Annotated in this window: 2 protein-coding genes and 1 pseudogene; 2 read left to right on the forward strand and 1 reads right to left on the reverse strand. The window is 67.6% G+C overall.

The window, feature by feature from the left end:
• Window positions 1-382: 382 nt before the first annotated feature.
• A complete protein-coding gene (locus N826_RS45410) occupies window positions 383-1,054 on the reverse strand; it encodes a hypothetical protein (RefSeq protein WP_044433084.1) in 672 nt (223 codons plus the stop codon).
• On the opposite strand from N826_RS45410, the pseudogene N826_RS45995 reads away from it, so the two are divergent.
• Together N826_RS45995 and N826_RS45415 are read left to right on the forward strand one after the other, a co-directional pair.
• A pseudogene (locus N826_RS45995) lies at window positions 941-1,318 on the forward strand (DUF4347 domain-containing protein); the annotation flags it as partial. The gene N826_RS45410 and the pseudogene N826_RS45995 overlap by 114 nt on opposite strands.
• 609 nt (window positions 1,319-1,927) lie before the next feature.
• Window positions 1,928-21,656 (forward strand): autotransporter-associated beta strand repeat-containing protein (locus N826_RS45415; protein ID WP_044433085.1); only part of this gene is annotated, 19,729 nt, incomplete at its 3' end.

Raw genomic sequence — 21,656 nt, forward strand, 5'->3', positions numbered from 1 at the left:
ATTTCCCAATCACGTCTTCCTTATATGATGTCCCTTCCGCCGCCCAGGATACCGTTTGAGCAAAGCATCCTGCTTGCCGAGGGTGCGTCATACGCCTTCAGTAATAACTCAGTTCACCCTAATTCATACCTCTTTTTTTGACATACCCGCGAATTTCAGCAGTCACCCATCCCATCGCGGTTTCGAACCCATCCTCATCTACAATCTAAACGTGTTGAAGCGAATTCACAGGTTGGACCGCAGCCCAACACCCCCGCCAGTCGGCCGAATCTCCGTGCCCCTGACCAAAAGATCAAATCTCCTAGAGATTGAGAACTAAAAATAATTAAGCTTCAAAGTTGCAGAAACCGAAAATCCTGATATGCGCACGGTAGCTCAATTTTCACTTTGTAACCGATACTAACAATTGCGTCCCTATACACAAATTTCCAACTCGGGTATCATCCCAAAGGATTACCCATTTTGTCGGAAACATGGGTCGGATTCGTTTGTGTATGTGGGGGATATCATGGGTGTGATGGGACGTGGTCGGCGGGACAAGCGCAATGGCCTGACGGGTATGCGCGATCATCTGCACATGTCCACATCCGCCATAGCGCTGGAACAACGCTTCATGTTCGACGCGGCCGGCGTTGCGACGGCGGTCGATGCGGTCGTGCATGACCCAGCCGCCGATGCTCTCTTCGATACCGCCGACCATTCGGTGGACCAAGCGCTTCTGGCAGCGGCGGCACAGGCCGCCATTGCTGTCCATACCGGGGAGGTTGCAGAACTTCCTGCAACAGAACGGGTAGAGATTGCTTCTGACGCTTCCGCTGTAACTCTTGACACGCCGACGTACCAAGTGATCCGCGCGGCGGATGGCAGCCTCAACGATGGCCGAAGCGAGGTCGTGTTCATCGACACGTCGATCGAGGACTGGCAAACACTGGCGGACGGTGTGAAGTCCGGGATGGAAGTGGTTCTGCTGGATGGCTCCAGCGACGGGCTCGCCCAGATGGCGGCTTGGGCCGAAGGCAAGAGCGGCTACGATGCCATCCACATCCTTAGCCATGGTACAGAGGGGCAAGTACGACTCGGAACGCTCACGCTCGATACCGCGACCACCGGCGCCCGGACCACCGATCTCGCGGCGATCGGCGCCGCTCTGACCGCCGAAGGCGATTTGCTTTTCTACGGATGCTCTGTGGCGTCGGGTACGGGTGAAGTCTTCATCGGGGAAATTGCCAGACTTACGGAAGCAGATGTTGCTGCGTCAACCGATTTGACGGGTTCAAGTTCGCTCAAGGGCAACTGGATCTTGGAATCTAAAGTTAATGTTCAGGACGATGGCTCTATACTTACTGAAAAAGCAATAGATATTTGGGACGGATTGCTGGTAGCCGCCGTCAAGCCTGCGGATGCAACGGATTGGACTGGTACCGCGACGACGTATCAAACCGCGTCTTTAGGATTCACGGCGCCATTGGTCCAAACCCAGGCGGATCTTGGTGGTTCCGGATGGGATGTCATCAATACGGCAACGAACAACGGCGCCGCGGCTCAGCTTCGCCTGATTACCAACGCGACAGGAGCGACAGGTAGCACCAGCCTGCTCATGACTGGCAGAGGTGGCTCGGTTGAGTTTCGAACTAATCTCAGCGGACACACTTTCGATTTTTCTCAGCTAGTTTTATCGGCAAGTGGCGTTGGATATTTACAAGTCTATGCGCTAGATTCAAATTTTAATGTTACCGGAACTGTAGTTGAAGTTCAAAAAACCAATAGTGCCAATACGGCGTATGTTACCATAAGTGTCGGATCAAATACTAGCTTCAATGACATTTACGGTATTCGTCTGACGGCCCGCGATTTTACTGACAATGGCACTCCGACTCCTGGAACCACCGCAAATGGTGACGCCAATCCGAGTTATCGCGTAGATTCATTGTCGGTAACCGACGTCAAGGCTCCCGCCGGCGACTCCACCGCCCCCACCTTCGATGTCGCCCCGGCCACCACCAGCGTCACCACCACCGGCTTCACCGCCACGTCCAGCCTCAACGAGTCGGGGACGGTCTACTACGTCGTCGTCGCTGACAACGCCACCGCGCCGTCGGCGGCGGAAGTGGTGGCCGGGACCGCGTCGGGTGGGGGCGGCGCTTTGGCGAGCGGCAGCGGATCGGCCGGCTCCGGTGCCTTCGACAGCAGTTCCGCCATCACGGGCCTGAAGTCCGGCACCGCCTACGACCTCTACATGGTCGGCAAGGACACCGCCGGCAACACGATGGCCACGGCGACCAAGGTGGACGTCACCACATCGGCCGCGACCGTGACGCTGTCGGCCAGCCCGACCACCATCGCCGAGGCCGCCGGCACCTCCACCATCACCGCGACGCTGAGTGCGGCGGCCTCGGTCGATACCGTGGTCACCCTCACCCCGACCGGTACGGCGACCGGCAGCGGCACCGACTATACCCTGTCCTCGACCACCATCACCATCACCGCCGGGCAGCTCACCGGCACCGCCACGGTCACGGCGGTACAGGACACCCTGAATGAAAACAACGAAACCGTAATCCTCGACATCACCAACGTCACCGGCGGCGGCGGCGCCACCGAAAGCGGCACCCAGCAGTCCACGGTGACGATCACCGACGACGACGCGGCCCCGACCGTCTCGATCGCCAATGCCAGCCTGACCGAAGGCAACAGCGGCACCAGCAACATGACCTTCACGGTCACGCTGAGCGCCGCATCGGGCAAGAATGTGATGGTGGACTACGCGACGACGAACGGCACGGCCACAGCCGGCGTCGATTATACCACCGTCAGCAGCTTCCTGACCTTCACCCCCGGCCAGACGTCCAAGACCTTCGACGTCACCATCGCGGGCGACGCGACGGTCGAATCGGATGAGACCTTCACCGTGACCTTGTCCGGTCCCAACGGCGCCACGCTGGGCACGTCCACCGCCACCGGCACGATCACCAACGACGATGCCGCCGGCCCGACGATCACCAGCGCGACGTACAACGCCACATCAGGCGTGCTGGCGGTGACGGGCACCGGCCTGACCAATGGCAATGCCGTAGACGAGACCAGGCTGACGCTGACCGGCGAAGGTGGCGGCACCTATACCCTGACCGATCCGGGCTCGGTCAACACGATCACCGCCAGCGGCACCACCGGCTTCAGCGTCACGCTCAACGCCACCGACAAGGCGGCGGTCAACCAGATCCTGAACAAGGCCGGAACCAGTTCGACCAGCGCCACCACCTATAACATCGCCGGTTTGGCGGATTGGTACGGCTCGGGCAACGCCGACACGACCGGCAACGCCGTGGACGTCACCAACGTCCCGGTACCGGAAATCACGTCGGCCACCTACGACGCCTCCAGCGGCGTGCTGGCGGTGACCGGCACCGGGTTCCTCAAGCTGTCCGGCGCCACCAACGACATCGACATTTCCAAGCTCACGCTGAGCGGACAGGGCGGCGGCACCTATACGCTGACCACATCGAGCGTCGAGCTCGGCAGCGGCACCTCGTTCTCGGTCACGCTGAGCGCGGCGGACAAGCTGGCCGTCAACGGGCTGCTGAACAAGACCGGCACGTCGCCCGTCAGCGGCGCCGCCTACAACCTCGCGGCGGCGGAGAACTGGGCGGCGGGCGCCGCCGCGGGCGTCACCGACGTCGACGCCACCGGCAACGGCGTGACCGTCAGCAACGTGTCGGCCCCGACCATCACGTCAGCCACCTATGACGCCACGTCGGGCGTGCTGGCGGTGACCGGCACCGGGCTGGTGGCGGCGTCGGGAGTGACCAACGACATCACGGCCAACACCCTGACGTTGACCGGCGAGGGCGGGGCGACCCATACCCTGACCACGACGGGGAATGTCGAGGTCACGGACGCCACGTCCTTCTCGATCACGCTGGATTCGACCGACAAGGCGGCGGTCAACCAGATCCTGAACAAGGCCGGCACCACCTCGACCGGCGGCACGACGTTCAACCTCGCGGCGGCGGACGACTGGAACACGGTGATCGCCGACACCAGCATCGCCGACGCCACCAACCCGGTGACCGTCAGCAACGTGCCGGTGCCCACCATCACCGGCTCCGCCTACGACGTCTCGACCGGCGTCCTGACGGTGACCGGCACCGGGTTCCTGAAGCTGTCGGGCGCCACCAACGACATCGACGTCACCAAGCTCACGCTGAAGGGCGAAGGCGCCGCGACCCGCACGCTGACCTCGGCCAATGTCGAGATCACCAGCGGCACCAGCTTCGAAGTCACGCTGAACGCGAACGATCAGGCGGCCGTCGCCCTGTTCCTCAACAAGGCCGGCACCAGCTCGACCAGCGCCACCACTTATAACCTTGCGGCGGCGGAGGATTGGACGGCGGGCGCGGATGCTGGCGTCACCGACGTCGACGCGACCAGCCCGGTGACCGTCAGCAACGTGGCCATTCCCACGATCACGTCCGCCACCTACAACGTAACGTCCGGCGTCCTGGTGGTGACCGGCACCGGCTTCCTGTCGAAGTCGGGCGGCCTCAACGATATCGACATCACCAAGCTGAGCATCCTGGGCGACGTCGGCAGCTATGCGCTGACGACCGGCAGCACCGACGACGTGGAGATCACCAGCGCCACCAGTTTCACGGTCACGCTGGGGACGACGGACAAGAATGCCGTGGCGCTACGGCTGACCAAGGACGGCCTCATCTCCACCGGCAGCGTCACCTACAACCTGGCGGCGGCGGAGGACTGGGCGCGCGGGGCCGACGGGACGGTGACCATCGCCGACCTGACCACCAACGCCATCACGGCATCGGGCAACAACGCCACGCCGACGATCACCAACCTGGACACCAACAGCGTCGTCTGGGCCGGCACGGGCAACGCGGCGACCCTGGACGACGGCTTCAACCTGATCGTTGCGGACACCGAACTCGGCGCGCTGAACAGCGGGAACGGCAACTGGAACGGCGGGTCGCTAACCGTCCAGCGGTCCGGCACGGCGGTGACGAGCGACACCCTCGGGTTCAACACCGGTTCCATCAGCAGCAACGCCGCGCTGTTCTCCGTCAATGGCGGCAACCTCGAGGCGAGCGGCCAGATCTTCGCCGGCTTCACCAGCACCAACGGCGTGCTGACCGTCACCTTCACCAGCGGCCAGACGACCGCGACCACGGCCCTGGTCCAGGACGTGCTGCGGCGCGTGACCTTCCGCACCGACAGCCCGACCGGCAACATGGCGCTGGCCTACAGCCTGAGCGACGGCACCAGCGCCGCCACCGGGACGGTCACCGTCACCACCAACACCATCACCGTCAACGCCACCGGCGAGACCAGCGACGCCGACCGCAACAGCGTGACCCTGCGCGAGGCGGTGGCCATCGCGGCGGCGCAGTCGGCGGGAGCGGAGACGCTGGTGCTGACCGGCGCGCTGGCGGCGCAGACCACCACGCTGACCGCCGGCCTGACCCTGGCGGAAAGCCTGACCCTGGACGCCGACGCGGCCAGCGGCTTCACGCTGGCGGGCGACTCGGTCACCCTGGATTCGGGCGTGATCTTGACCGTGACCAACGGGTCGGCCGACACCGCCACGATCACCAGCACGCTCGCCGGCAGCGGCGGGATCACCAAGACCGGCGCCGGCACGCTGACGCTGAGCAACAGCGGCAACACCTATTCCGGCGCCACCCAGATCAGCGCCGGCACGCTGGCCACCACGGGCAGCGGCGGCATCGGCAATTCCAGCGCGGTGACGGTGGACAGCGGCGCCACCCTGTCGCTGAGCGGCGGCGACACCATCGGGTCGCTGGCCGGGGCCGGCACGGTGTCGCTGGGCGCCAACACCCTGACGGCTGGCGGCGACAACGCCACCACGACGTTCAGCGGCGTAATCGAGGGGACCGGCGGCAGCGTCGCCAAGAGCGGGTCCGGCACGATGACGCTGACCGGGGCCAGCACCTTCACCGGCACGCTGACCGTCAGCGCCGGCGGCGTGACGCTCAACCATAGCGGCGGCACGGCGATGGCGGATACCGCCACCGTCACCCTGTCGGGCGGCACGCTGACCCTGTCGTCGGCGGCCGAGACGATCGGCACCCTGTCCGGCAGCGGGACGCTGGCGCTGGGCGCCAACGCGCTGACCGTCAATCAGTCCACCGCCGGCACCCTGTCCGCCGCCATCACCGGCGCGGCCGGCAGCAGCCTGACCAAGGCCGGCGGCACTACGCTGACGCTCAGCAGCACGAGCAATTCCACCGGCTGGTCGGGCGGCCTGTCGGTGACGGCCGGCACGGTGTCCGTCTCGGCCGACAGCAATTTGACCAGCGGCACCGTCTCCCTTGACGGAGGCACCTTAAACCTCAATGGCTTTGGCGGCGGCGGCACCGACAACGCCATCGCGCTGGGATCATCCGGCGGCACCATCAGCGTCACCTCCAGTGCCGCCACGATGTCCGGCACCATCACCGGAAATGGCGCGCTGACCAAGACCGGCGGCCCGCTGCTGACCTTGAGCGGAACCAACACCTATTCCGGCGGAACCCGGGTCGGCGGGAGCAACGGGATCAGCATCGCCAGCGCGGCCAACATCGGCGCCGGCGCCGTCACCCTGAACACGGGCGGCACCGGGCTGACCATCACCGGCACCGGCGTGACGATCACCAACGCTATCGCCGCCAGCAACGACGCCACGATCACCAACGCCAACGCGGTGACCCTGTCGGGTGAGATCTCCGGATCGAGCGCGCTCACAAAGGCGGGGGCGGGGGCGCTGACCCTGAGCGGGACCAATACCCATACCGGCGACTGGGCGGTTTCCGACGGGACGCTGGTGGCGTCGGGCGGCAGTGCTATCGGCAACGCCGCCGCGGTCACTCTGTCCGGCTCCGGCGTGTTCCAGGCGAGCGGCAACGAAACGGTCGGCGCCTTGACCGGCAGCGGTTCGGCCGCCACCGACGTGACGATCGACAGCGGCATGACGCTGACCGCGACCTATGCCAGCAACGCCACCCTGGCCGGGGTGATCGGCGGTGCCGGGGCCTTTGCCAAGACTGGGGCGGGCGTGCTCACCCTGTCGGGCACCAACACCTATGGCGCCACCACCGTGTTGGCCGGCGCGTTGAGCGTCGCCGCCGACGCCAACCTGGGCGGCGGCGCCGTGACGCTCAACGGCGGCACCCTGACGGTGACCGGCGCCGTCACGATCGACAACCTGTTCGAACTGGGGGTCAACGGCGGCACGGTGAGCAATGGCAGCGCCGTCACCCTGTCCGGCGTGATCTCCGGCACGGGCGATCTCACCAAGACCGGCAGCAGCGCGCTGACGCTCAGTGGTAACAACACCTATACCGGCGCCACCAACCTCAGCACCGGCGTCCTGATCGTCACGCACAGCAACGCGCTGGGCACCTCGGCCGGCGGCACCACGGTCGCCAACGGCACCACGCTCAGGATCGGAAACGGACTCACCATCGCCGACGCGCTGACGCTGAGCGGCACCGGCGTGAATGCCGGCTACGGCGCGCTCAAGGTCAACGAGGGCACCGGCTCGGCCACCGTCACCGGCAACATCACGCTCGCGGCCAACACCGACATCGGCGCCTTCAATGCCGGCGATACGCTGACCTTGAGCGGTGTGGTGTCCGGCGGCTTCGCCCTGACCAAAGTTGGCAGCGGCACCGTGACCCTGTCGGGGGCCAATACCTACACCGGCGCCACCACCGTCTCGACCGGCACGCTGGTCGCGGCGAACGCCACGGCGCTGGGCACGACAGGCGGCACCACCACGGTCACCAGTGGTGCCGCGCTGGGCCTGTCAGGCGGTATCACGATCGCCGAGGCGATCGCCGGGCTGGCGGGCACCGGCATCTCCAACGGCGGCGCGCTGGTCAATGTCAGCGGCACCAACACGCTGAGCGGCGCCGTGACGCTGACCGGGAACTCCTACCTGGGTGCGACGGCCGGCACGCTGACCATCAGCGGTGCCGTCGGCGGCAGCGTCAGCGTGACCAAGGTCGGGGCCGGCACGCTGGTGCTGTCGGGCGCCAACAGGACGGGTCTGTCCGGCGGAATCACGGTCTCCGCCGGAACGCTGTCGGTGGGCGCCAACAGCGCCCTGACCAGCGGCACGCTGACGCTGGCCGGCGGCACGCTCAGCCTGACCGCCACCGATACCTATGCCAACGCCGTCACGATGGGCACGGGCGGCGGCACGGTCGATGTCGGCTCGGGCATCACCGCGACGCTGTCCGGCGACATCACCGGCGCCAACGCCCTGCTCAAGACGGGGACCGGCGGCCTGACGCTGACCGGCACCGGCAACTCGGCCGGGACCACCACGCTGGAGGTCAGGGACGGCACGGTGACGGTGGCGAGCGACGGCACGCTGGTGGGCGGCGCCGTGACGCTGAACGGCGGCACGCTGACGGTGACCGGCACCGACGTCACCATCGACAACGCCATCGCGATGGGCAGCAACGACGGCACGGTGAGCAACGCCAACGCGGTCACCCTGTCGGGCGTGATCAGCGGTTCCGGCACGCTGACCAAGACGGGGGCCGGCGTGCTGACCCTGTCAGGCACCCAGACCCATACCGGCGCGACGTCGGTCCTGGCCGGAACGCTGGGCGTGGCGGCCGACGCCAACCTGGGTTCCGCCGCCGTGACGCTGAACGGCGGCACGCTGACGGTGACCGGCACCGGCGTCACCATCGACAACGCCATCGCGATGGGCAGCAGCGGCGGCACGGTGAGCAACGCCAACGCGGTCACCCTGTCGGGCGTGATCGGCGGCTCGGGCGCGCTGACCAAGACGGGGGCCGGCACGCTGACCCTGTCGGGCACCCAGACCCATACCGGCACGACGTCGGTCCTGGCCGGAACGCTGAGCGTCGCCGCCGACGGCAACCTGGGCTCCGCCGCCGTGACGCTGAACGGCGGCACGCTGACGGTGACCGGCAGCAGCGTCACCATCGACAACGCCATCACGCTGGGCAGCGGCGGCGGCACGGTGAGCAACGCCAACGCGGTCACCCTGTCGGGCGCGATCGGCGGCTCGGGTGCGCTGACCAAGACGGGGGCCGGCACGCTGACCCTGTCGGGCACGCAGACCCATTCCGGCACGACCAGCGTCTCCGCCGGCGCGCTGGGCGTGGTGGCTGACTCCAACCTGGGTTCCGGCGCCGTGACGCTGGACGGCGGCACGCTGACGGTGACCGGCAGCAGCGTCACCATCGACAACGCCGTCACGCTGGGCAGCGGCGGCGGCACGGTGGAAAACGCCAGCACGGTCACCCTGTCGGGCGTGATATCCGGCTCGGGCACGTTCGCCAAGGCGGGCGTCGGCACGCTGACGCTGACCGGCAACAACGACTATACGGGCGCCACCACCGTCGGCGTCGGCGTCCTGGCCGCCGGGCACAACAATGCCCTGGGCACGACGGCGGCCGGCACCACGGTCTCCAGCGGCGCCGCGCTGCAAGTGGAAAACGGCATCACGCTGGCCGAGAACCTGAGCCTTGCGGGCACCGGCGTGTCCAGCGGCGGCGCCCTGGTGGGCAACGGGACGGCCACGGTCAGCGGCACGGTGGCATTGACGGCCAATTCCCGGATCACGGTCGCATCCAGCGGCGGCCTGACGGTCAGCGGTGCGGTGTCGGGCGGTTACACCTTGACGAAGGCCGGTACCGGGACGCTGACCCTGACCGGCGACAACAACGCCTGGCGCGGCGCGGTCTCGATCACCGCCGGCACGCTGGTCGCCGGTCACAACAGCGCGCTGGGCGACACCACCGGCACCACCACCGTGCAAAGCGGCGCCGTCCTGGAACTGGGCAGCGGCGTGACGGTGGCGGAAAATGTCAGTCTGGCCGGCACGGGCATATCCAGCGGCGGCGCGCTCCGGGTCGATACCGGCACGGCCACGCTCAGCGGCACCGTGACCATGACCGCCGCCAGCATGATCGGCGCCGGTACCGGGGGCAGCCTGACCGTCAGCGGTGCGATCGGCGGCAACTTCAACCTGACCAAGGTCGGCGCCGGCACGCTGACCCTGAGCGGCGCCAACACCAATTCGGGCGGCACCACGGTGACCGTCGGCACGCTGCTGGTCACCGGCTCGCTGGGCGCCACCACCTCCCTCACCGTCGCCACGGGAGCGACGCTGGGCGGCACCGGCAGCATCTTCGCCGCCAGCTCGTCCAACACCGTGACGATCAGCAGCGGCGCCTTCCTGGCGCCCGGCGTGGAGGGCACCAACAGCGGCGCCGGTACGCTGAACATCAACGGCAACCTGTCCATCTCGGCGGGCGGCACGCTGTCGGTGGACATCGCCGGGGCCACCGCCGGCACCGGCCATGACCAAGTGGTGGTGAACGGCACGGTGACCGTCACGGGCGCCACCCTGTCGGTCAATCACAACTACACGCCGGCCAGCGGCGACACCTATCTGCTGATTTCCAACGACAGCACCGACGCCATCACCGGGACCTTCGCCAGCCTCGCCAACAACGAAACGCTGACTGCCAACAACAGGGTGCTGACCGCCTCCTACATGGCGAGCGGAGGCAACGGCAACGACTTCTCCCTCACGGCGCCAGTGAACGATACGCCGACGACCGGCAACCTGGACACCAACAGCGTCGCCTGGGCCGGCACCGGCAACGCGGTGACCCTGGACGCCGGGTCCGATGCCACCGTCGCGGACACGGAACTCGGGGCCCAGAACAGCGGAAACGGGAACTGGAGCGGCGGGTCGCTGACATTCCAGCGGTCCGGCACGGCGGTGACGACGGACATCTTCGGGTTCGACACCGGCAACACCCCGCTGTTCACCGTCGTCGGCTCCAACCTCCTGGCGGGCGGCAACATCTTCGCCGCCTTCACCAGCACGAACGGCGTCCTGACCGTCACCTTCAACAGCGCCGCGACGGCGGCGACCACGGCCCTGGTCCAGGACGTGCTGCGGCGCGTGACCTTCCGCACCGACACACCGACCGGCAACATGGCGCTGGCATACAGCCTGAGCGACGGCAATTCCGCCGCCACCGGGACGGTCACCGTCACCAGCAACACCATCACGGTCAACGCCACCGGCGAGACCAGCGACGCCGACCGCAACAGCGTGACCCTGCGCGAGGCGGTGGCCATCGCGGCGGCGCAGTCGGCGGGAGCGGAGACGCTGGTGCTGACCGGCGCGCTGGCGGCGCAGACCACCACGCTGACCGCCGGCCTGACCCTGGCGGAAAGCCTGACCCTGGACGCCGACGCGGCGAGCGGCTTCATCTTGGCGGGCGACACGGTCACCCTGAGCTCGGGCGTGGTGCTGACCGTGACCAACGGGTCGGCCGACACCGCCACGATCAGCAGCGTCATCGCCGGCAGCGGCGGCCTGACCAAATCAGGCGTGGGCACGGTGACCTTGTCGGGCACCAACACCCTGACCGGCGCCCTCAGTGTGACGGGCGGTACACTGGCGTTCGGTGCGACCGACAACATCTCCTCGACCTCGGGCCTGTCGCTGGACGGCGGCACGCTGGCCGCCACGGCGGCGGGCCTCTCCTATGCCAAGGGCATCACCCTGGGCGCCGGCGGCGGCACCGTCGATTTCTCCGGCGGCGCCACCACCCTGTCGGGCAATATCACCGGCACTGGCGCTCTGACCGTCACCAGCACCAACGCTGGCGTTTCCCTCACCCTTTCCGGCAGCGCCAACGCCCATCAGGGCGGCACCACGCTGCAAAGCGGCATCCTGCTATTGGACAACGCCAGCGCCGCGGGCAGCGGCACGCTGACCATCAACGGCGGCAAGATCCGCGCCGGCTCATCAGCCGTGACGCTGACCAACGCCGTGACGCTGGGCGGCACCCTGACCTTCTCAGGCTCCAATGCGCTCACCTTCTCCGGCGCCGTCAATCTGGGCAACGCCGACCGCACCATCGACAATTCGATCAATGCCGACCTCACCTTCAGCGGCGCGATCAGCAGCGGCAGCCTGACGATCGCCGGCAGTGCGGGAACCGGCGCCGTCATCCTGTCGGGGACCAACAACTACACCAACACCACCATCACCGGCGCCAGCTCTGGCGGTAACATCAACACCCTGTCGGTGGCGAGCGCCGCCAACCTGGGCAGCGGCACCGTCACCCTGAACGGCGCCGGCGCCGTTCTGAAGATCACGAGCGCCACCACATTCGCCAAGGACATCACCGTCGGCAGCAGCGGCGGCAAGCTGGAAAACAGCGCTGCGGTGACCCTGTCGGGGATCATCTCGGGCACCGGGGCCTTGACCAAGGCCGGGGCGAGCACCCTGACCCTTACCGGCGCCAACACGCATACCGGTGCGGTCACCGTCAGCGCCGGCACGCTGGACCTGGGCGGCGGCGGCTCGATCAGCACAAGCAGCGGCGTCACGGTGGATTCCGGCGCCACGCTGAGCTTGGCCAGCGGCGGCGCGAAGACGATCGCGTCGCTGGCCGGGGCCGGCGCCGTCAGTCTGTCCTATACCCTCACGGTCGGCGATGCCAACAGCTCCACCTTCTCCGGCGTCATCTCCTCGACCAACACCAGCGGCATCACCAAGCTCGGCGCGGGGACCCTGACCCTGACGGGGGCCAACACCTATACCGGCAGCACCACGGTTTCGGCCGGCGGGTTGACGCTGAACAGGAGCGGCGGCGCCCTGTCCGACACCACGGCCGTCACGGTCGCGTCGGGGGCCACCCTGACGGTGACGACCAACGACACGATCGGCTCGCTGGCCGGCGCCGGCACCGTGGCCCTGGGCTCGTCCACGCTGGTGTCAGGCGGCAACGACACCAGCACCACCTTCAGCGGCTCCATCACCGGCAGCGGCGGCGGCAGCATCAACAAGATGGGCACCGGCGTCCTCACCCTCTCGGGCACCAACAGCTATGTCGGCGGTACAACCCTGACGGCGGGCACCATCGCCGCCGGCGCCGTCGGCGCCCTGGGCACCGGCGGCATCTCGTTCTCCACCGGCACGACCCTGGACCTGACCGCGTCGGGTACCTTCGCCAACTATATCGACATGGCCGCCAACGCCACGATCAATGTCGGCACCGGCATCAGCGCCACCCTCAGCAATGTCGTCGGCGGCTCCGGCACCCTGACCAAATCAGGGGCCGGCACCCTGACCCTGAGCGGCACCCAGACCGCCACCGGTGCGATGACGGTTTCCGCCGGCACCCTGGCCGTCGCCGCCGACGGCAACCTGTCGTCGGGCACGCTGACACTGGCCGGCGGCAATCTGAGCATCACCGCCGCCACGACCATCAGCAAAGCCATCGCCGTTTCTTCGGCGAGCAGCATCAGCAACGACGCCGCCGTCACCCTGTCGGGCGTCATTTCCGGCGCCGGCGCCCTGACCAAGGCGGGCACGGGCACGCTGACCCTGACCGGCACGCAAACCGGTACGGGTGGAACGACGGTTTCCGCCGGCGCCCTGGCCGTCGCCGCCGACGGCAACCTGACGTCGGGCACGTTGACCCTGAATGGCGGCAATCTGAGCGTCACCGCCGCGACCACCATCACTAAAGCCATCGCCCTTTCTTCGCCGGGCACCATCAGCAACGACGCCGCCGTCACCCTGTCCGGCGCCATTTCCGGCACCGGCGCCCTGACCAAGGCCGGCACCGGCGTGCTGACCCTGTCGGGCACGCAGACCGCCACCGGCGGGCTGACAGTGAACAGTGGCACGGTGGCCATCGGCGCCGCCGCCAACATGGTTGGCGGCACGCTGAGCCTGAATGGCGGCACGCTGGATGTCGGCGACACCAATTTCACCCTGAGCAACGCGGTGGTGGTGGGCAGCAACGGCGGCACGATCAATGTCGATACCGTCAACAATAACGGGCTGACGCTGAGCGGGGCGGTGAGTGGTTCCGGCACGCTGACCAAGACCGGCACCGATGTGGTCTATCTCGCCAATGCCAGCGGCTTCACCGGCGCCATAGCCGTCAATGCCGGCTCGATCGTCGCGACCGGCAGCTCGACCTTCGGCTCGGGCCAGATCACCATGGCCGCCAGCACCAATCTGGGCGTCGCCGGCTCGACCCGCTCCATCGCCAGCAACATCGTGCTGGCCGGCAACGCCTTGTTCTACACCGGCCAGCCGACCGACACGGTCAATGGCGAGACGATCACGTTCAGCGGCGTGGTTTCGGGCAGCGGCAACCTGACCATCGTCGGCGGCACTACCCCGGCGGGCAATCTGGTGGTGCTGTCGGGCACCAACACCTATACCGGCGCCACCACCCTGTCGACCGGGCGGCTGAGCGTGGCCGCCGACGCCAATCTGGGCGCCGGCGCGCTGACCCTGTCCGCCAGCACCACGCTGGTGATCAGCGCCGCGACCACCATCGACAATGCCATCACCCTGGCGGGCGGCGCCACGGTGAAGACGGACGCCGACGCCACCCTGTCGGGGATCGTCTCCGGCGCGGGCGCCTTGACCAAATCAGGCGCCGGCACGCTGACGCTGTCCGGAACGCAGACCGCCACGGGCACGACGACGGTTTCCGCCGGTACCCTGGCCGTCGCCGCCGACGGCAACCTGCTGTCGGGCGCGCTGATCCTGAGCGGCGGCAATCTTTCGGTCACCGGCGCCACGACCGTCGACAATGCCATCTCCTTCAGCAATAGCGGCGGCACCGTTACCAACAGCGATGCGGTCACCCTGTCGGGGGTTCTGTCCGGCTCGGGTGATCTGACCAAATCAGGCGCCGGTACGCTGACCCTGAGCGGCACGCAGACCGGCACGGGTGCGACGACGGTTTCCGCCGGCACGGTGTCCGTGGCAACGGCGGGCAATCTGCTGTCCGGGGCGATCACGCTGAGCGGCGGCAATCTGTCGATCACCGGCGCCGCGACCATCACCCAGGCGATCAGCCTGTCCTCCGCGGCCACCATCGACAACACCGCCGCCGTCACCCTGTCGGGTATCATCTCCGGGGCGGGCACCCTGACCAAGTCCGGAGCCGGCACGCTGACCCTCTCGGCCACCCAGACCGGCGCGGGCGGGACGAGTGTCACGGCGGGCACGCTGGCAGTGGCCGGCGATGCCAACCTGCTCAGCGGGGCGGTGACGCTGAACGGCGGCACGCTGTCCGTTACCAGTGCCGCCACCATCGACAACGCGGTCGTGTTGGGCAGCAATGATGGTTCGATCAGCAACAGCGCGGCGGTCACCCTGTCGGGCGTGGTTTCCGGCACCGGCGCGCTGACCAAGGCCGGGTCGGGCACGCTGACCCTATCGGGCACCAACACCCATACCGGCACCACGGAGGTAAATACCGGCACCTTGACGATCGCCGACACCGGCAATATCAGCGGTGCCGCGCTGACCCTGAACGGCGGCACGCTGAGCGTCACGGGGTCTGCTGTCACCGTGGCCAATACCGTCACCCTGGGCGTGAATGGCGGCACGATCAGCAATGCCAATGCGCTGACCTTGTCGGGCGTGATCTCCGGCACCGGCAACTTGACCAAAAGCGGTGCCGGCGCGCTGACCCTGTCGGGCGCCAACACCTACGCCGGCACCTCGTCCTTCGCCGGCGGCACGGTCAATATCAGTGCCGACGGCAATCTGGGCGGCGGCGCCGTCACGCTGGGCACCAATGCGATACTGACCATCACCCAGACGGCGACCATCGACAACGGCATCATCCTCAACGCCGCGCCGGCGCAGATCAGCGTCGCCAGCGGGGCGACGGCGACATTGAGCGGGGTGATCAGCGAGACCGGCGGCAGCCGCGGGCTGAACAAGGGCGGTTCGGGCACGCTGGTGATCGCCGCCAACGCCACCTATACCGGCACCACCGCGCTGAATGGCGGCATCTTCGAACTGGCCACCACCACCACCCTGGCCAGCTCCGGCATCACACTGAACAACAGCGGGCCGACCCTGAAGATCACCGGCGCCGGCACCTTCGCCACGGCGATCAACGTGCGGGGCAATGGCACCAACATCATCAACGTGAGTGATGCCGTCACCCTGTCTGGCGTAGTATCGCTGGACAGCGGTGCTTCGGCCAGCCGCACCCTGACCAAATCGGGCACCGGCACGCTGACCCTGGGCAACAGCGGCAACGCCGTCGCCGGCACCGTCACCTCCGGCTCGAACACCTACACGCTCGGCCTGACGGTTTCCGGCGGCACGGTGGCGGTGGCGGCCGATGCCAATCTGGTCGCCGGCATAGTGACCCTGAGCGGCGGCACGCTGTCGGTGACCGGCGCCACGACCATCGACAATGCCATCGCCGTATCTTCGGCCAGCACCATCGACAACAGCGCGGCGGTCACCCTGTCGGGCGTCATCTCCGGCACTGGCGCATTTACCAAGAGCGGCACCGGCAATCTGACGCTGTCGGGCACCAACACCTACACCGGCGGCGCCACGGTTTCGGCGGGCACCCTGACCGGCACGACAGCCAGCCTTAAGGGCAACATCACCGACAACGCGGCGGTCGTGTTCGACCAGAGCACCGCCGGCACCTATGCCGGCGTGCTCAGCGGCACCGGCTCCCTGACCAAAACGGGCACCGGCAACGTCACCCTGTCCGGCGCCAACACCTACACCGGCGGCACCACGGTTTCGGCGGGCATCCTGACCGGCACGACCACCAGCCTCCAGGGCAACATCACCGACAACGCCACCGTCGTCTTCGACCAGAGCATCTCCGGCACCTATGCCGGCGTGATCAGCGGCACCGGCTCCCTGACCAAATCGGGCACCGGCACCCTGACCCTGTCCGGCGCCAACACCTACACCGGCGGCACCACGGCTTCCGCCGGCACCCTGACCGGCACGACCACCAGCCTGCAAGGCAACATCACCGACAGCGCCACCGCCACCGTCGTCTTCGACCAGAGCACCGACGGCACCTATTCCGGCGTGCTCAGCGGCAGCGGCTCCCTGACCAAATCGGGTACCGGCAACGTCACCCTGTCCGGGGCCAACACCTATAGCGGCGGCACCACGGTGTCGGCGGGCACCCTGACCGGCACGACCACCAGCCTCCAGGGCGCTATCACCAACAACGCGGCCGTCGTGTTCGACCAAAGCACCGACGGCACCTATGCCGGCGTGCTCAGCGGCACCGGCACCCTCACCAAGCTTGGCGCCGGCTCCGTGGCGCTGTCAGCCACCAATACCTGGTCCGGCCTCACCACCGTATCGGCCGGTACGCTCAGCATCGCGGCCCAGACCAATTTGGGGTCCGGCGGGCTGACCCTGGCCGGCGGCACGCTGGCCTTCACCGGCACCGGCGCGCAAAGCTTCACCAAGGCCATCACGCTCGGGACCGGCGGCGGCACGATCAGCTACGGCCTGACCGGAGCGACCGACGAACTGACGCTGGCGGGGGCGATCACCGGCACCTCGTCGCTGACCAAGACCGGAACCGGCGTGGTCAAGCTGAGCGGCGGCACCAACAGCGCCGCGGCCTGGACGACGACGGTCGCCGGCGGCACGCTGTCGGTCGGCGCCGACGCCAACCTGGGCTCCGGCGCCGTGACGCTGGCGGCCGGGACCTCGCTGAAGGTGACCAGCGCCGTCACGATCGACAACGCCGTCACGCTGACCGGCGACGCCTCGGTCCAGACCGACGTCGATGTCACGCTGTCCGGCACGCTGGCCGCCAACGGGCACGCCCTGACCAAGGTCGGCACCGGCACCCTGACCGTGACGAGCGCCACCGGTGGCATGTCGGTCAGCGCCGGCACCGTCGCGGTCGCCACGGCGGCGGCGCTGAGCGGCACCGTGACCCTCTCCGGCGGCACGCTGGACGTCACCGGCGCCACGGTCGCCATCACCAACCCGATCACGCTGGGCGCTTCCAACGGCACGGTGAACACAACAGGGGCCGTCACCCTGTCGGGCGGCATCACCGGCACCGGCAACCTGACCAAGTCAGGCACCGGCACGGTGACCATCACCGGCGCCAACAGCTATACCGGAACCACGGCGATCAGCGGCGGCACCCTGGCGGTCAACGGCACGATGACCGGCACCGGTGCTGTGACCGTCTCCTCCGGCGCCACGCTGGGCGGCACGGGCACCATCGCGGGCGCCGTCTCGATCGCTTCGGGCGGCATCATCGCGGCCGGCAACAGCCCCGGCAAGCTGACGCTGACCGGCGGGCTGACGATCTCGTCCGGCGGCTTCCTGTCGGCCGAACTGAACGGCACCGTCGCCGGCACCAGCTACGACCAGATCGACGTGACCGGCACGGTCACCATCACCGGCGCCAAGCTGACGCTGAGCCTGGGCTATACGCCCACGGCCAACGACACATTCGTCCTGATCGCCAACGACGGCACCGACGCGATCGTCGGCACCCTGAAGACGTCGGATGGCTTCACCCTGGCGGAAGGCGATACCGTCACGTCTGGCATCTACACGTTCAGGGTCAGCTATGCCGGCGGCACCGGCAACGACCTGACGCTGACGGTGCTCAACTTCGCGCCGGTGCTGGACGCCACCCCGTCGCCGGCCCTGACCGGCATCGCCGAGGACGTGGCCGACGCCGGCAATACCGGTGCTTCCGTGTCCAGCCTCGTGACCGGCGCCATCACCGACCAGGACGGCACGGCCATCAGCGCCATCGCCGTCACGGCGGTCGACAACACCAACGGCGCCTGGCAGTACTCGACCGACAACGGGACGACCTGGAACGCCTTCGGCACCGTCACGGCGGCAACATCCCGCCTGCTCGACGGCACGCTGACCGGCAGCGACACGCAGAAGATCCGCTTCGTCCCGACGCTCAACTACAACGGCTCGGCGACCATCACCTTCCGCGCCTGGGACAAGTCGGCCGGCACGGCCGGAAGCACCGCCGATACCTTGAGCGGCAACGGCGGCAATTCGGCCTACTCGTCGGTGACGGACACCGCCTCGATCACGATCTCCGCCGTCAACGACACGCCCGTCCTGACTACGCCGACCACGATCAGCCTGACCGACACGTCCGCCACCGACGCCTTCTCCACCAACCAGACCGGCACGCTGGCTGCCTCTGACGTCGAAGGCACGACGCTGACCTACGGCATCAGCAACGGGACCACAGGCGGCACCGTCGGCGCCACCACCTACGACGTGTCGAAGACCGGCAGCTACGGCACCCTGTACCTGCTGAGCACCACCGGCGCCTATGTCTACGTCCCCAACGCCGGCGCCATCAACGCGCTGACCGCCAACGCCACGGAAACCTTCACGCTCACCACCTCCGACGGCGGCCTGAGCGATCAGAAGACGCTGACCATCAACCTGACCGGGGTCAACGACATCCCCCTCGTCACGGCGATCCCGGTGGTCACCGGGACGGCCAAGGTCGGCAATGCGCTGACCACCACGACCGGCACCTGGACCGATGCCGACAACAACACGCTGACCTATGGCTACCAGTGGTACAGGGCTACCGACAGCAGCGGCACGGGGGCAACCGCGATCAGCGGTGCCACACTGGCGTCCTACACGCTGACGGCATCCGACGCGCACAAGTTCCTGAAGGTCGTCATCACCGCCAGCGACGGCAACGGCAGTTCGGACCAGACGACTCAGTCCGCCTACACCGCCATCGCCAACACCGCCCCGGTCAACTCGGTCGTTCCGGCGATCAGCGGAACCGCAACGGTCGGCAATGCGCTCTCGGCCAGCACAGGAACCTGGAGCGACACCGACACCGACACGGTGACATACAGTTACCAGTGGTACCGCGCGACCGACGCAGCCGGCACCGGCGAAACCGCGATCTCCGGCGCTGATCTGGCGTCCTATACGCTGACGGCCTCGGACGCCCACAAGTTCGTGAAGGTCATCGTCACCGCCAACGACTCCAACGGCAGCTCGACCCAGACCGCCGAATCCACCCGGACGTCGATCGCCAACACCGCTCCAGTCAACTCGGCTGTTCCGGCGATCAGCGGAACCGCAACGGTCGGCAATGCGCTGACCACCACGACCGGTACGTGGTCGGATACCGACAGCGACACGGTGACCTACAGCTACCAATGGTACCGCGCGACCGATGCCGCCGGCACGGGGGCCACGGCAATAACCGGCGCGACCCTGGCGTCCTATACGCTGACGACATCGGATGCGCACAAGTTCCTGAAGGTCATCGTCACCGCCAACGATGCCAACGGCAGCTCGACCCAGACGGCGGAATCCGCCTACACGACGATCGCCAACACCGCCCCCGCCAACTCGATCGTCCCGGCGATCAGCGGAACCGCAACGGTCGGCAACGCGCTGACCGTCACCAGCGGCACCTGGAGCGACACCGACAACGACACGGTGACCTATAGTTACCAATGGTACCGCGCCACGGACGCTGCCGGTACGGGAGCCACGGCGATCAGCGGAGCCACCCTGGCCTCCTACACGCTGACGACTTCCGACGCGCACAAGTTCCTGAAGGTCGTCGTCACCGCCAACGACGCCAACGGCAGCTCGACCCAGACGGCGGAATCCACCTACACGACGATCGCCAACACCGCCCCGGTCAACTCGGCCGTTCCGGCCGTTTCCGGCACCACCATCGTCGGCAACGCGCTCACCGCCACGACCGGCACCTGGAGCGACACCGACACGGACACGCCGAGCTACAGTTATCAATGGTATCGCGCGACCGACGCCGCCGGCACAGGTGAAACCGCGATCACTGGGGCGACCGCCGCCGCCTACACGCTGACTGCCGCCGACGCCAACAAGTATGTCCGCGTCGTCGTCACCGCCAACGACGGCAATGGAAGCTCGACCCAGACCGCCGGGTCCCCCCGGACGTCGGTCGCCAACTCGGCCCCTGTCAACACGACCGTGCCGGCAGTCACCGGCACCAATTCCGTCGGCGGGGCGCTTACCGCCGGCACCGGTTCATGGACCAACACCGACAGCGACATCACCTATACGTATCAGTGGTACCGCTCGGACGACGGCACCGGCACCAACGAAACAGCCATCTCGGGCGCCACCTCGGCGGGCTACGCGCCGACCACGGCCGATGCCCACAAGAACCTCCGCGTCGTGGTCACCGCCTCCAACTCCCAGGGCAGAACAACCGAAACGGCGTCCTCGGTCAGGACGGCCGTCGCCAACACAGCTCCCGCCAATACGACGGCACCATCCGTCACCGGAACCGCTGCCGTCGGCGGAAGCTTGTCGGCCACTACCGGCACCTGGTCCGACGCCGACAGCGACACAGTGACATACAGTTACCAATGGTACCGCGCCACCGACGCCGCCGGCACGGGAGCCACGGCGATCTCGGGAGCCACGGCCGCCAGCTACACGCCGACCACATCGGATGCGCACCAGTTCCTGAAGGTCGTCATCACCGCCAACGATGCCAACGGCAGCTCGACCCAGACGGCCCAGTCCACTTATACGACGGTCGCCAATACCGCTCCCGTCAACTCAGTCATCCCGGCGATTACCGGAACCGCTGCCGTCGGCGGAAGCTTGTCGGCTGGGACCGGCACTTGGAGCGACACCGACAGCGATACAGTGACCTATAGTTACCAGTGGTACCGCGCGACCGATGCCGCCGGCACCGGCGAAACCGCGATAACCGGCGCCACATCAGCCGCCTACACGCCGACGACCTCGGACGCGCACAAATACCTCCGTGTCG

Origin of the sequence: Skermanella aerolata KACC 11604, from assembly GCF_000936425.1 — a bacterium.
Classification (GTDB): Bacteria; Pseudomonadota; Alphaproteobacteria; order Azospirillales; family Azospirillaceae; genus Skermanella; species Skermanella aerolata.

Coding starts and splice junctions, on each gene's coding strand:
- N826_RS45410 (WP_044433084.1), bottom strand. CDS start 1,054: ATGGCTAAGGATGTGGATGGCATCGTAGCCGCTCTTGCCTTCGGCCCA.